Below are 14837 nucleotides of genomic sequence, written 5' to 3'. Positions count from 1 at the left end.
CACGAACGACCGGCCACGAACGACAACCGGCCACTCAACCGGCCACGAACGACCGGCACGCGCGAGACGGCCCGCCACGACGCCGCACCCGGCGCCACCCCGGCGCCCCGCGCAGTCGCCCGCGTGAGGGAGACGCCCGGTGCCGCTACCGCTCGGCCGGCAGCCTCGCCGGTGTCACCGGCCGCTCCGGCCCCTTCACCGGGACCAGCCGCGGCAGGGCGTACGGCAGGGCGCCGTACCAGAGGCGGGCCACCGCGAAGCCGAAGGCGAGGCACAGGACGCCGCCCACCGCGTCGAGCCAGAAGTGGTTGGCGGTGGCGACGATGACCACCAGGGTGGCCACCGGGTACAGCGCGCCCAGGACCCGCACCCACGGCACCGACGCCAGTGCGAAGATCGTCAGCCCGCACCACACGGACCAGCCGATGTGCATCGACGGCATCGCGGCGAACTGGTTCGACATGTTCTTCAGGTCACCGGAGGCCATCGATCCCCACGTCTGGTGGACCATGACGGTGTCGACGAAGTGGCCGCCGTTCATCAGACGAGGCGGGGCCAGCGGATACAGGTAGTAACCGACCAGGGCGACACCGGTGGTCGCGAAGGCCACGAGACGGGTCGCGGCGTAGCGGCCGGGGTGACGGCGGTAGAGCCACACCAGTACACCCAGCGTCACCACGAAGTGCAGGGTCGCGTAGTAGTAGTTCATGCCGATGATGAGCCAAGTCACCGAGTTCACCGCATGGTTGACCGACTCCTCGACGGCGATCCCGAGATGGTGCTCCAGCCGCCAGATCCAGTCGGCGTTGCGCAGCGCCTCGCTCCGCTGCTCCGGGACCGCGTTGCGGATCAGCGAGTACGTCCAGTAACTCACCGCGATCAGCAGGATCTCGAACCAGAGGCGGGGCCGGCGCGGGACGCGCACCCGGCGCGGTGGAAGCTGCTCCGTCTCGGCCTCCGTCCCGGCCGCGACCGGATACGGAACGGCCGGTTCGCGGCCGTCCTGTGTCGTCGCGGTCGTCTCAGTCATAGGCACAGAGTTTGCCAGAAAAGCCCTGTCCCACCGATCATCCCCCGGTCGGGTCCGGGCCGCACGTCCTCCACCCGGCAGACGACCGCGGCGTCCTGCCGGCGCACTGCGCGAACCGCCCCGCTCCGCCCTGAGGAGGAGCTGCGGACGACTACGGACGACCGCGTTCCCCGGGCGCCGAAGCGGTCGATCCGCGCACCACCAGCTCCGGCATGAACACGAACTCGCTGTGCGGCGCGGGGGTGCCGCCGATCTCCTCCAGCAGCGTGCGCACCGCCGCCTGGCCCATCGCCGGGACCGGCTTGCGGACCGTCGTCATGGGCGGGTCGGTGAAGGCGATCAGGGGGGAGTCGTCGAAGCCCACGACCGAGATGTCCGTCGGAACCTCCAGGCCCCGCTGCCGGGCCGCCCGAATCGCGCCCAGCGCCATCATGTCGCTGGCGCACACCACCGCCGTGCAGGACCGGTCGATCAGGGCCGAGGTGGCCGCCTGGCCGCCCTCCAGGGTGTAGAGGGAGTGCTGGACCAGCTCCGACTCGATCGTGTCGGTGCTCAGGCCCAGCAGGTCCTGCATGGTGCGTACGAACCCCTCGATCTTGCGCTGCACGGGCACGAACCGCTTCGGCCCCAGCGCCAGACCGATCCGGGTGTGCCCCAGGGACACCAGGTGGGTCACCGCCAGCGTCATCGCCGCCCGGTCGTCGGGGGAGATGAAGGGCGCCTGCACCTTCGGCGAGAAGCCGTCCACGAGGACGAAGGGCACGCCCTGCGCGCGCAGCTGCTCGTAGCGCTGCATGTCTGCGGTGGTGTCCGCGTGCAGTCCGGAGACGTAGATGATGCCGGCCACGCCCCGGTCGACGAGCATCTCGGTGAGCTCGTCCTCCGTGGAGCCGCCCGGGGTCTGGGTGGCCAGCACCGGCGTGTAGCCCTGCCTGGTCAGCGCCTGGCCGATGACCTGGGCCAGCGCCGGGAAGATCGGGTTCTCCAGCTCCGGGGTGATCAGGCCGACCAGGCCCTCGCTGCGCTGCCGCAGACGGACCGGGCGCTCGTAGCCCAGGACGTCGAGGGCGGCGAGCACGGACTGGCGGGTGGTGGCGGCGACGCCCGGCTTGCCGTTGAGGACGCGGCTGACGGTCGCTTCGCTCACCCCCGCCTGAGCAGCGATGTCGGCAAGCCGTGTGGTCACAGGGGTGGACTGTACCGGCCAGGTGTCGCCTTGCACACCGAACCGGCGCCGTGCGCGACCGGGGGACGGCCCCGGGCCGGACTGCTGGGTCATCGCGCTCCCTCATGAAAGTGATGGCAAGAGCTTGCAGAGTCTTGCACAACCCGCCCCAACTGCTCGACGGCCGTAAGGAAGCGTCTCATGGCGGTCGCCATCGGGTCACGCACGGATAACTTCGGAGATCTCTTGCACTTTTTTGCTGCAAGGACTTTCGAGAGGCTTGCATCGCTGTTACGTTCGGCGACGCCCGACGGCAGCAACGGCGCAGTCGGCAAGTCGACAGGAACGGCGGACGGGACCGCCGCCTGTCAGTACACGGGCCTTCACCCTCAAGGAGAACTCATGCGGCGTGGCATAGCGGCCACAGCGCTGGTGGCGTCCCTCGCCCTCGCGGCGACGGCCTGCGGCGGAAGCGACAGCGGCGACTCGGCCGACGGGCCGGTCACCATCACCTGGTGGGACACCACCAACGCCACCAACGAGGCGCCGGCCTATCAGGCCCTGGTCAAGGAGTTCGAGGCCGCCAACAAGGACGTCAAGGTCGACTACGTCAACGTCCCCTTCGACCAGGCGCAGAACAAGTTCGACACCGCCGCCGGTTCCAAGGGCGCCCCGGACATCCTGCGCTCCGAGGTCGGCTGGACCCCCGCCTTCGCCAAGAAGGGCTACTTCCTGCCGCTGGACGGCACCGAGGCCCTCGCCGACGCGAGCAAGTTCCAGCCCAACCTGATCGAGCAGGCCACGTACGAGGGCAAGACGTACGGCGTGCCGCTGGTCACCGACACCCTCGCGCTGGTCTACAACAAGGAGCTCTTCGCGAAGGCCGGCGTCGAGGCCCCGAAGACCTGGGACGACCTGAGGAAGGCCGCCGCCACGATCAAGGACAAGACCGGCGTCGACGGCTACTGGGGCTCCACCCAGGCCTACTACGCGCAGACCTTCCTGCACGGCGAGGGCGCCGACACCGTCGACGCCGAGGCCAAGAAGGTCACCGTCGCCTCGGCTCCCGCCAAGAAGGGCTACGAGACCTGGCTGAGCCTGTTCGACGGCAAGGGCCTGCACAAGGCCGACACCACCGCCGACGCCTACGCCCACATCCAGGAGGCGTTCGTCAGCGGCAAGGTCGCCGCGATCATCCAGGGCCCGTGGGAGATCACGAACTTCTACAAGGGCTCGGCCTTCAAGGACAAGGGCAACCTCGGCATCGCCACCGTCCCGGCCGGCTCCACCGGCAAGGCGGGCGCCCCGACCGGCGGCCACAACCTGTCGGTGTACGCGGGCTCGGACGCCGCCCACCAGAAGGCCGCGCTGAAGTTCGTCAACTTCATGACCTCCGCGAAGTCCCAGACGCAGATCGCGCTGAAGAACTCCACCCTGCCGACCCGCGACGACGCCTACACCGCCGAGGTCAAGGCCGACCCGGGCATCGCCGGCTTCCAGAGCGTGCTGCCCGCCGCCCAGCCGCGCCCGGCGCTGCCCGAGTACAGCTCCCTGTGGGGCCCGCTGGACACCGAGCTGCCGCAGATCGCCGGCGGCAAGCAGTCCCTGGACGAGGGCCTGGGCAAGGCGGAGACCGCGATCGCCAAGCTGGTCCCGGACTTCAGCAAGTGACGCCGGGCGGCCGCCGGATCCCCCGGAGAACCGGGAGCGGATCCGGCGGCCACCGGCCTGCGCACGGCCCGAACCCTGGCCCTCAGATCTTCACGAAGGTTGTCGAACATGACAGTCGCCATCGACCGCGCGACCGGCAAGCGCCGCGGTGACCGCGCGCCGAAGCCCGGGCTGGGCCGGCGCCTGAGGCACCGCTACCAGAAGCACTGGTACGCCTACGCGATGATCGCCCCGGTGGTGATCGTCCTCGGCGTCCTCGTCGTCTATCCCCTGGTGTACGGCCTCTACCTCACGCTCACCGACGCCAACAGCCTCAACACGGCCCGCACCATCGGCGTCAACCACATCGACGCCACGTACAAGTTCATCGGCCTGGACAACTACGCCGACATCCTGTGGGGCGACACCGCCTACGACCGCTTCTGGTCGCACTTCATCTGGACCGTCGTGTGGACCGCGCTCTGCGTCACCCTGCACTACACGATCGGCCTCGGGCTCGCCCTGCTGCTCAACCAGAAGCTGCGCGGCCGCACCTTCTACCGGCTGGTCCTGATCCTGCCCTGGGCCGTGCCGACCTTCGTCACCGTCTTCGGCTGGCGCTTCATGCTCGCGGACGCCGGCATCATCAACTCCTTCCTGGAGACGCTGCACCTGCCGACCCCACTGTGGCTGGAGGACACCTTCTGGCAGCGGTTCGCCGCGGTCATGGTCAACACCTGGTGCGGTGTCCCCTTCATGATGCTGTCGCTGCTCGGCGGCCTGCAGTCCATCGACACCTCCCTGTACGAGGCCTCGGAGATGGACGGCGCGAACGCCTGGCAGCGCTTCCGGTACGTCACCCTGCCGGGCCTGAGGTCCGTCAGCTCCACCGTCGTGCTCCTCGGCGTCATCTGGACCTTCAACCAGTTCGCCATCATCTTCCTGCTGTTCGGCACCACCGCCCCGGAGGCACAGATCCTCGTCACCTGGGCGTACTACCTCGGCTTCGGACAGCAGCCGCGTGACTTCGCCCAGTCGGCCGCCTACGGCATCCTGCTGCTGGCCATCCTGATCGTCTTCACCTCCTTCTACCGCCGCTGGCTGAACCGCAATGACCAGCAGCTCGCGATCTGAGGCAGGAGTCCCCATGAGTACGACCACCGTCGACACCTCCGCCGCGGCGTCCCGGCAGGACTCCCCGGCGGCCTCCCCGCGCGGGGTCACCCGCCGCGGCGAGAGCACCCCCGCCGTCCGCCTCGTCTCCCACGGCATCCTGCTCCTCGCGAGCCTGGTCGCGCTCTTCCCCGTGGCCTGGCTGGTCTACCTGTCCCTCGGCCCGGACAAGGACGACTACCTGCACCCCGGAGGCATCTGGGGGAAGATGACGCTCGACAACTACACGTTCGTGCTCCAGGAGACGAAGTTCTTCGACTGGCTGCAGAGCACGCTGATCGTCACCCTCGGCACCACCGCCATCGGCGTGATCATCTCCGCCACCACCGGTTACGCGGTCTCGCGCATGCGCTTCCCCGGCTACCGGAAGTTCATGTGGGTCCTCCTGGTCACCCAGATGTTCCCGGTTGCCGTACTGATGGTGCCGATGTACCAGATCCTGTCGGAGCTTCAGCTCATCGACAGCTACCTTGGCCTCATCCTGGTGTACTGCACGACCACCGTTCCCTACTGCGCATGGCTGATGAAGGGCTATTTCGACACCATCCCGTTCGAGATCGACGAGGCCGGCCGCGTCGACGGGCTGACCCCCTTCGGCACGTTCGCGCGGCTGATCCTGCCGCTCGCCAGGCCGGGCCTGGCGGTCGCCGCCTTCTACAGCTTCCTCACGGCCTTCGGCGAGGTCGCCTTCGCGGCGACGTTCATGCTGTCCGACACGAAGTACACCTTCGCCGTCGGCCTGCAGACCTTCGTCAGCGAGCACGACGCGCAGCGCAATCTGATGGCCGCCACCGCGGTCCTGATCGCGATACCCGCCGCCGCGTTCTTCTACTTCGTGCAGAAGAACCTGGTGACCGGCCTCACCTCGGGCGGCACGAAGGGATAGTCCCTTCCCAGGACTCCCGCGCGCCACGGCGCGCGGGTGGCGGCCGCGGTGTCCATCCGACCCCGCCGGCACCGCGGCCGCCTCGTCGTCCCGCCCCCTCCCGGCGTCGTCCGGGCGGGGGACCTCCCGTCCGTACGCACAGCTCAATGACCCGAACCCCGTGACACATCAAGGACGCCATGAGCCAGCAGCACTCCGCCGACCCGGCCCCGACCCCTTTTCCCGAAGCGGCTGTCGCCACCGTCGTCAAGCGCCGCGACTGGTGGCGGGACGCGGTGATCTACCAGGTCTACCCGCGCAGTTTCGCCGACAGCAACGGTGACGGCATGGGGGACCTGGAGGGCATCCGTACCCGGCTGCCGTACCTGCGCGACCTCGGCGTGGACGCCGTGTGGCTGAGCCCCTTCTACGCCTCGCCGCAGGCCGACGCCGGCTACGACGTGGCCGACTACCGGGCCGTGGATCCCATGTTCGGCAACCTCCTGGACGCCGACGCGCTGATCCGCGACGCCCACGGGATGGGCCTGCGGATCATCGTCGACCTGGTCCCCAACCACTCCTCCGACCAGCACGAGTGGTTCAGGCGGGCGGTCGCCGAGGGCCCCGGCTCACCGCTGCGGGACCGCTACCACTTCCGCCCCGGCAAGGGCGCGCACGGCGAACTCCCGCCCAACGACTGGGAGTCGATCTTTGGCGGACCCGCCTGGACGAGGGTGCCGGACGGGGAGTGGTACCTGCACCTCTTCGCCCCCGAGCAGCCCGACTTCAACTGGGAACACCCCGCCGTGGGCGACGAGTTCCGTTCCATCCTGCGCTTCTGGCTGGACATGGGCGTCGACGGCTTCCGGATCGACGTGGCACACGGCCTGGTGAAGGCGGAGGGCCTGCCGGACCTGGGATCCCACGATCAGGTCACCCTGCTGGGCAACGATGTCATGCCGTTCTTCGACCAGGACGGCGTGCACGAGATCTACCGCCAGTGGCGCACCGTGCTCGACGAGTACGCGGGCGAGCGCATCTTCGTGGCCGAGGCGTGGACCCCGACCATCGAGCGGACCGCGAACTACGTGCGTCCGGACGAACTGCACCAGGCGTTCAACTTCCAGTACCTGAGCACGGCGTGGGACGCGGCCGAACTCCGCCACGTCATCGACCGCACGCTGGAGGCGATGCGCCCGGTGGGCGCTCCCGCCACCTGGGTCCTGTCCAACCACGACGTGACGCGGCACGCCACCCGCTTCGCCAACCCGCCCGGCCTCGGCACCCAGATCCGCGAGGCGGGCGACCGCGACCTCGGCCTGCGCCGCGCCCGCGCCGCCACCCTGCTCATGCTGGCGCTGCCCGGATCGGCGTACGTCTACCAGGGCGAGGAACTCGGCCTCCCGGACGTCGTCGACCTGCCGGACGAGGTCCGCCAGGACCCGGCGTACTTCCGCGGCGCCGGCCAGGACGGCTTCCGCGACGGCTGCCGGGTGCCGATCCCGTGGACGCGCGAGGGCTCGTCGTACGGCTTCGGCACGGGCGGCAGCTGGCTGCCGCAGCCGTCGGCCTGGGCCGACCTGAGCATCGAGGCGCAGACCGGTGACCCCGGCTCCACCCTGGAGCTCTACCGCACGGCTCTCGCCGTCCGCCGCGAGCAGCCCGATCTGGGCGCGGGCGACGCGGTGGAGTGGCTCAAGGCTCCCGAGGGCGTGCTCGCCTTCCGGCGCGGCGAGTTCGTCTGTGTCGCCAACACCAGCGGCGAGTCGGTGACGACTCCGGCCTACGGACGTCTCCTCCTCACCAGCGGCGACGTGGCCGAGGTGGCGGGCGAGGCGAAGCTGCCGGCGGACACGACGGTGTGGTGGACGACCGTCTGACGGCGTCTTCGGAAGTTCTTGCATCAACTTCGTCCGGCCCGCTGCCCTTTCCGGCAGCGGGCCTTTAACATCTGCGTCACCGCAAGTTTGCTGGAGCTTTCAGCAAGAACCTTCAAAGACGAAGGAACCCCACACATGGCACGCTCAACCCTTTCGGGGGCCCTCGCCCTCGCGGCGGCCCTTGTCATGACCCCGACCGTCGCACACGCCTCCCCGCCCGGCGCCAAGGACGTCACCGCCGTCCTCTTCGAGTGGAACTTCGCCTCGGTGGCGAAGGAGTGCACCACCGCCCTCGGCCCCGCCGGATACGGATACGTCCAGGTCTCACCGCCCGCCGAGCACATACAGGGCGCGCAGTGGTGGACGTCGTACCAGCCGGTCAGCTACCGGATCGCCGGCCGGCTCGGTGACGCCGCCGCGTTCCGGAGCATGGTCGACACGTGTCACGCGGCGGGCGTGAAGGTCGTCGTCGACACCGTGATCAACCACATGTCGGCGGGCGGCGGCACCGGCACCGGCGGCTCGTCGTACACCAAGTACGCCTATCCGGGCCTGTACTCGTCGTACGACTTCGACGACTGCACCTCCACGATCACCGACTACGCCGACCGCGCCGACGTCCAGAACTGCGAACTCCTCGGCCTCGCCGACCTGGACACGGGCGAGGAGTACGTCCGCTCGGCCATCGCGGGCTACCTGAACTCCCTGCTCGCCCACGGGGTGGACGGCTTCCGCGTCGACGGCGCCAAGCACATCCCCGCGGCGGACCTCGCGAACATCAAGTCCCGGCTGGGCAACCCGGGCGCGTACTGGAAGCAGGAGGTCATCTTCGGCGGCGGAGAGGCCGTCCAGCCGGCCGAGTACACCGGTAACGGCGACGTGCAGGAGTTCCGGTACGCGTACGACCTCAAGCGCGTGTTCACCCGGGAGAACCTCGCCTACCTGAAGAACTACGGTGAGGGCTGGGGGTACCTGAAGAGCTCGGCCGCCGGTGTCTTCGTCGACAACCACGACACCGAGCGCAACGGTTCCACGCTCAGCTACAGGGACGGCGCCACCTACACGCTGGCCAACGTCTTCATGCTCGCCTGGCCCTACGGCGCCCCGGACGTCAACTCCGGCTACGAGTGGTCCAACGCGGACGCCGGCCCGCCCGACGGCGGGGCCGTCGGCACCTGTTGGCAGAACGGCTGGAAGTGCCAGCACGCCTGGCCGGAGATCTCGCGCATGGTCGCCTTCCGCAACGCCACCCGCGGCGAACCGGTCACCCACTGGTGGGACAACGGGGCGGACGCCATCGCCTTCGGCCGGGGCGCCAAGGGGTACGTCGTCGTCAACCACGAGGCGGGCGGCCTGAGCCGCACGTTCCAGACCTCGCTGCCCGCGGGCACGTACTGCGACGTGCAGAACAACAGGACCGTGACCGTCGACGGCAGCGGGCGGTTCACCGCCGCCCTCGGCGCCCGCACCGCCCTCGCGATCCACGTGGGCAAGTCGAGCTGCTGAGTCGCCGACCTCGCGCCGATCGTCCAAATTGAAAGTTCTTTCCGGTCATTGCAGGACCCTTGCTGAAAGTCTTTCGGCGGCGATACGGTCGCGCGGGGTCGGACCCACGAGAGCCGTCATCGCAAGGAGTTCACTGCCGTGATACCGAGATGGCCGGTGCCGTCGAGGCGCCGTACCACCCACGCCGGACGGGTCGCCGCGGTCGTCGCGACCGCGTTGACCGCAGCGCTCGTCCAGCCCCTCGCCGCCCGGGCCGACGCCCCGCCGGCGCCCCCGTCCGACGCGAAGCTGGCGAAGACCGCCGCCCGCCACGACCTCACCCGCGAGCAGTTCTACTTCGTCCTGCCGGACCGCTTCGCCGACGGGGACAACGCCAACGACCGGGGCGGCCTGACCGGTTCCCGCCTCGCCACCGGCTACGACCCCACCGACAAGGGCTTCTACCAGGGCGGCGACCTCAAGGGCCTGACCAGGAAGCTCGACTACATCAAGGGCCTGGGTACCACCGCCCTCTGGATGGCCCCGATCTTCAAGAACCAGCCCGTGCAGGGCACCGGCGCCAACGCCTCCGCCGGCTACCACGGTTACTGGATCACCGACTTCACCCAGGTCGACCCGCACTTCGGCACCAACCAGGACCTGGAGAACCTCATCTCCAAGGCCCACGCCAAGGGCATGAAGGTCTTCTTCGACGTCATCACCAACCACACCGCCGACGTCGTCGACTACCAGGAGAAGTCCTACGAGTACCTCTCCAAGGGCGCCTTCCCGTACCTGACGAAGGACGGCGAGCCCTTCGACGACGCGGATCACGCGGGCGGCAGCCGGTTCCCGCGGGTCGACACCGGCTCCTTCCCGCGCACCCCCGTGGTGCCCGCCGCCAAGAAGGACGTCAAGGTCCCCTCCTGGCTCAACGACCCGACGATGTACCACAACCGCGGCGACTCGACCTACGCCGGCGAGTCGACGACGTACGGGGACTTCTCCGGCCTCGACGACCTGTGGACCGAGCGCCCCGAGGTCGTCAGCGGCATGGAGCGGATCTACCAGCGCTGGGTGCGGGACTTCGACATCGACGGCTTCCGGATCGACACCGTGAAACACGTCGACATGGAGTTCTGGACCCAGTGGGCGACGGCCCTGGACGCCTACGCGGCCAGGCAGGGGCGCGACGACTTCTTCATGTTCGGCGAGGTCTACTCCGCCGACACGTCGGTCACGTCGCCCTACGTCACCCAGGGCCGTCTCGACGCCACGCTCGACTTCCCCTTCCAGGAGGCGGCCCGCCAGTACGCCTCCCAGGGCGGCAGCGCGCGGAAGCTCGCGTCCGTCTTCGGTGACGACTACAGGTACACGACCGACAAGGCCAACGCGTACGAGCAGGTCACCTTCCTCGGCAACCACGACATGGGCCGCATCGGCCACTTCCTGCGCCAGGACAACCCGCGGGCGACCGACGCCGAGCTGCTGCGGAAGGACAGGCTCGCCAACGAGCTGATGTTCCTCAGCCGCGGCAACCCCGTCGTCTACTACGGCGACGAGCAGGGCTTCACCGGCGCCGGCGGCGACAAGGACGCCCGCCAGCCGATGTTCGCCTCCCGCACCGCCGACTACCTCGACGACGACGAGATCGGCACCGACCGCACCCACGCGAGCGACGCCTACGACACCAGCGCGCCGCTGTACCGGCAGATCGCCCGCCTCGCCGCGCTGCGCAAGGCGAACCCCGCGCTGACGGACGGCGTGCAGACCGAGCGGTACGCGGCCGACGGACCCGGTGTCTACGCCGTCTCCCGCACCGACGCCCGGTCCGGGACCGAGTACGTCGTCGCCTTCAACAACGCCGCCGAGGCGAGGACGGCGACCTTCCCGACCGGTTCGGCGGGCACGCGGTTCCGGGGGATCCACGGCACGTCCGCCACGACGGCCTCCGACGCCGGCAAGAAGATCACCGTCACCGTCCCGGCCGGGTCGGCGATCGTCCTCAAGGCGGCCGGCCGGCTCCCCGAGCCCGCCACCGAGCCGACGATCACCCTGAAGGCCCCCGCCGCCGGAGCCACCGGCACGGTCGAGCTGAGCGCCGACGTGGCCGGGGGACAGCTGAACCGGGTCGTCTTCGCCGCCCAGGTCGGCACCGGCGGATGGCGGACCCTGGGCTCCGCCGACCACGCCCCGTACAAGGTCACGCAGACCCTCGACCAGGACGTACCGGCCGGAACCGCCCTGCGTTACAAGGCGGTCGTCGTCGACTCGGCGGGCCGCACGGCGAGCGCGACGGCCGTCGGCACCACCGGCACCCCGCCCGCCCCCGAGATCCCCACCGCCTCCTCCCGGGACCACGTGATCGTGCACTACAAGCGCGCCGACGGCGACTACGCCGACTGGGGCCTGTACGCCTGGGGCGACCTCGCCGACGGCGAGTCGACCACCTGGCCGGACAGCCACCCGTTCATCGGCCGGGACGCGTACGGCGCCTTCGCCTACGTCAAGCTGAAGCCCGGCGCCTCGAACGTCGGGTTCCTGGTCATCGACGAGGACGGCGACAAGGACGTCTCCGCCGACCGCACGATCGACGTCACCCGGACCGGCGAGGTGTGGATCGAGCAGGGCAAGGCGGAGGTACGCACCGAGCGGCCCGACGTCCCGGCCCCGGACCGGACCAAGGCCGTCCTGCACTACCACCGCGCCGACGCCGACTACGACGGCTGGGGCCTGCATGTCTGGACCGGCGCCGCGACTCCCACCGACTGGTCGCACCCCCTGAAGCCGGTGCGGACCGACCCCTACGGCGCGGTCTTCGAGGTCCCGCTCACCAGCGGTGCCACCAGCCTCGGCTACATCCTCCACAAGGGCGACGAGAAGGACCTGCCCACCGACCAGTCGCTCGACCTCACGGCGAACGGCCATGAGGTGTGGCTGCTGAGCGGCGAGCAGAAGTACCTGCTCCCGCAGCCGGCCGGCTCCGCCGCCGCACTGGACCTCACCACGTCCAGGGCGGTGTGGACCGACCGGAACACGGTCGTGTGGAACGGCTCCGCCGCGGCCGCCTCCACCCAGCTGCTGTCCTCCCGCGACGGTTCGATCGAGGTGCGGGACGGAACGCTGAGCAGCGACGACCAGAGGTGGCTCCGGCTGTCGAGGACCACGCTGACCGACGCCCAGAAGGCGAGGTTCCCGCACCTGAAGGACTCCACCGCCTGGTCCGTCGACCCGCGCGACCGCGACCGGGTGCGCGAGGCCCTCACCGGCCAGCTCGTCGCCTCCCAGCGGGCCGCCAACGGTGCCGTCCTCGCCGCGACGGGGGTCCAGATCGCCGGCGCGCTCGACGATCTGTACCCCGCCGCGACGAAGGCGCGGCTCGGGCCGACGTTCCGCGACGGCCGTCCCACGCCGGCCGTCTGGGCGCCGACCGCGCAGTCCGTCAAGCTCGAAGTGGCCGGCTCCACGGTTCCCATGAGGCGCGACGCCACCACCGGAGTCTGGTCCGTCACCGGCCCCCGGTCCTGGAAGAACAAGCCCTACCGGTACGTCGTGACGGTGTGGGCGCCCAGCGTCCGCCAGGTCGTCACCAACAAGGTCACCGACCCCTACGCGGTCGCCCTGACCGCGGACTCCGAGCGCAGCCTGCTCGTCGACCTCGCCGACGGGTCCCTGGCCCCGAAGGGATGGTCCTCACTGGTCAAGCCCAAGGCCGTGCCCCTCAAGGACGCCCAGATCCAGGAGCTGCACATCCGGGACTTCTCGGTCGCCGACCGGACGGCCGCGCACCCGGGCACCTACCTCGCCTTCACCGACCAGGACAGCGACGGCTCCCGGCACCTGCGGAAGCTGGCGAAGGCGGGCACGTCGTACGTGCATCTCCTGCCCGCCTTCGACATCGCCACCATCCCCGAGCGCGAGTCCGACCGGACGACCGCCGACTGCGACCTGCCCTCCCACCCGGCCGACTCCGACCAGCAGCAGGAGTGCGTGGCGAAGGCCGCCGCGAAGGACGCCTACAACTGGGGCTACGACCCCTACCACTACACGGTTCCCGAGGGCTCGTACGCGACGGACCCCGACGGCACCCGTCGTACCGTCGAGTTCCGCGAGATGGTCAAGGCGCTGAACGAGGACGGCCTGAGGGTCGTCATGGACGTCGTCTACAACCACACGGCCGCCAGCGGCCAGGCGGACACCAGCGTCCTCGACCGGATCGTGCCCGGCTACTACCAGCGGCTGCTCGCCGACGGGTCGGTCGCCACCAGCACCTGCTGTGCCAACACGGCCACCGAGAACGCCATGATGAGCAAGCTGGTCGTCGACTCGATCGTCACCTGGGCCAGGGAGTACAAGGTCGACGGCTTCCGCTTCGACCTGATGGGCCACCACCCGAAGGCCAACATCCTCGCGGTCAGGAAGGCCCTGGACGCGCTGACCCCGGCCGAGGACGGCGTCGACGGCAGGAAGATCATCCTGTACGGCGAGGGCTGGAACTTCGGCGAGGTCGCCGACGACGCCCGTTTCGTGCAGGCCACACAGCGGAACATGGCCGGCACCGGCGTCGCCACCTTCTCCGACCGGGCCCGTGACGCCGTGCGCGGCGGCGGCCCCTTCGACGAGGACCCCGGCGTCCAGGGCTTCGCGTCCGGCCTGTCCACCGACCCCAACGCGTCGACGGGCAACGGCACTCCGGCCGAGCAGAAGGCCCGCCTGCTGCACTACCAGGACCTGATCAAGGTGGGCCTCTCCGGCAACCTCAAGGCGTTCACCTTCACCGACACCGCCGGCAAGGAGGTCACCGGCGCCCAGGTCGACTACAACGGCCAGCCCGCCGGGTACGCGGACGCCCCCGGTGACGCCCTCGCCTACGCCGACGCGCACGACAACGAGACCCTGTTCGACGCGCTCGCCTTCAAGCTGCCGGCGGGCACCTCCCCGTCCGACCGGGCCCGCGCGCAGGTCCTCGCCATGGCGACGGCCACCCTCTCGCAGGGACCGTCCCTCTCCCAGGCCGGCACCGACCTGCTGCGCTCCAAGTCCCTGGACCGCAACTCCTACGACAGCGGCGACTGGTTCAACGCCGTCCACTGGAACTGCCAGGACGGCAACGGCTTCGGCCGCGGACTGCCGATGGCGGCCGACAACGCCTCCAAGTGGCCGTACGCCAAGCCCCTGTTGAGCACGGTGCGGGTCGGCTGCCCGCAGATCGAGGGATCCTCGGCCGCGTACCGGGACCTGCTGCGGATCCGTACGACGGAACGGGTCTTCTCCCTCGACACGGCCGGACAGGTGCAGTCGGCCCTCTCCTTCCCGCTGTCCGGGAAGGACGAGACGCCGGGAGTGATCACCATGCGGCTCGGGGACCTGGTCGTCGTGTTCAACGCGACGCCGCGACGGCAGGAGCAGCGCGTCCACGCGCTCGCCGGGACCGGCTACCGTCTGCACCCGGCGCAGGCGGCGGGCGCGGACCCTATCGTCAAGTCCGCGTCCCACGAGCGTGTATCGGGCACGTTCGCCGTTCCGGGGCGGACCGTGGCCGTATTCTCGCCGACTCCCTGACAAGGGCATTACCTTGGTGGGGCAGAC

General features: G+C 69.9%; 8 protein-coding genes. 6 read left to right on the top strand and 2 right to left on the bottom strand.

Annotation, left to right across the window (positions count from 1 at the left end; genetic code table 11):
* Positions 1-145: 145 nt before the first annotated feature.
* Positions 146-1030, bottom strand: a complete 885-nt coding sequence (locus QQS16_RS13945; RefSeq protein WP_286061980.1) for a phosphatase PAP2 family protein — start codon at positions 1028-1030, stop codon at positions 146-148.
* A 151-nt stretch (positions 1031-1181) separates the two neighbouring features.
* Positions 1182-2216: a LacI family DNA-binding transcriptional regulator gene (locus QQS16_RS13940; protein ID WP_286061979.1), complete on the bottom strand. Its 1035-nt coding sequence runs from the start codon at positions 2214-2216 to the stop codon at positions 1182-1184.
* 381 nt (positions 2217-2597) lie between these two features.
* On the opposite strand from QQS16_RS13940, the gene QQS16_RS13935 reads away from it, so the two are divergent.
* The 6 genes from QQS16_RS13935 (at position 2598) to pulA (ending at position 14810) form a co-directional block, all read left to right on the top strand.
* Positions 2598-3866: an extracellular solute-binding protein gene (locus QQS16_RS13935; RefSeq protein WP_286061978.1), complete on the top strand. Its 1269-nt coding sequence runs from the start codon at positions 2598-2600 to the stop codon at positions 3864-3866.
* A gap of 108 nt (positions 3867-3974) precedes the next feature.
* Entirely contained in the window at positions 3975-4979 is a 1005-nt protein-coding gene (locus tag QQS16_RS13930; protein WP_286061977.1) for a carbohydrate ABC transporter permease, read from the top strand.
* Positions 4980-4992: 13 nt separating this feature from the next.
* Complete coding sequence (locus tag QQS16_RS13925; protein WP_286061976.1) at positions 4993-5904, top strand: sugar ABC transporter permease; 912 nt, start codon at positions 4993-4995, stop codon at positions 5902-5904.
* A 179-nt stretch (positions 5905-6083) separates the two neighbouring features.
* Positions 6084-7763 (top strand): glycoside hydrolase family 13 protein, encoded by a 1680-nt coding sequence (locus QQS16_RS13920; RefSeq protein ID WP_286061975.1) that lies wholly within the window; start codon positions 6084-6086, stop codon positions 7761-7763.
* Positions 7764-7898: 135 nt separating this feature from the next.
* Complete coding sequence (locus tag QQS16_RS13915; RefSeq protein ID WP_286061974.1) at positions 7899-9269, top strand: alpha-amylase; 1371 nt, start codon at positions 7899-7901, stop codon at positions 9267-9269.
* 138 nt (positions 9270-9407) lie between these two features.
* The gene (gene pulA, locus QQS16_RS13910; protein WP_286061973.1) at positions 9408-14810 is read left to right on the top strand and encodes a pullulanase-type alpha-1,6-glucosidase; all 5403 of its coding nucleotides are present in this window, start codon (positions 9408-9410) and stop codon (positions 14808-14810) included.
* The last annotated feature ends 27 nt before the right edge of the window (positions 14811-14837 follow it).

This window comes from Streptomyces sp. ALI-76-A, from assembly GCF_030287445.1.
Classification (GTDB): domain Bacteria; phylum Actinomycetota; class Actinomycetes; order Streptomycetales; family Streptomycetaceae; genus Streptomyces.
This window is presented reverse-complemented; position numbering and strand designations above follow the sequence as displayed.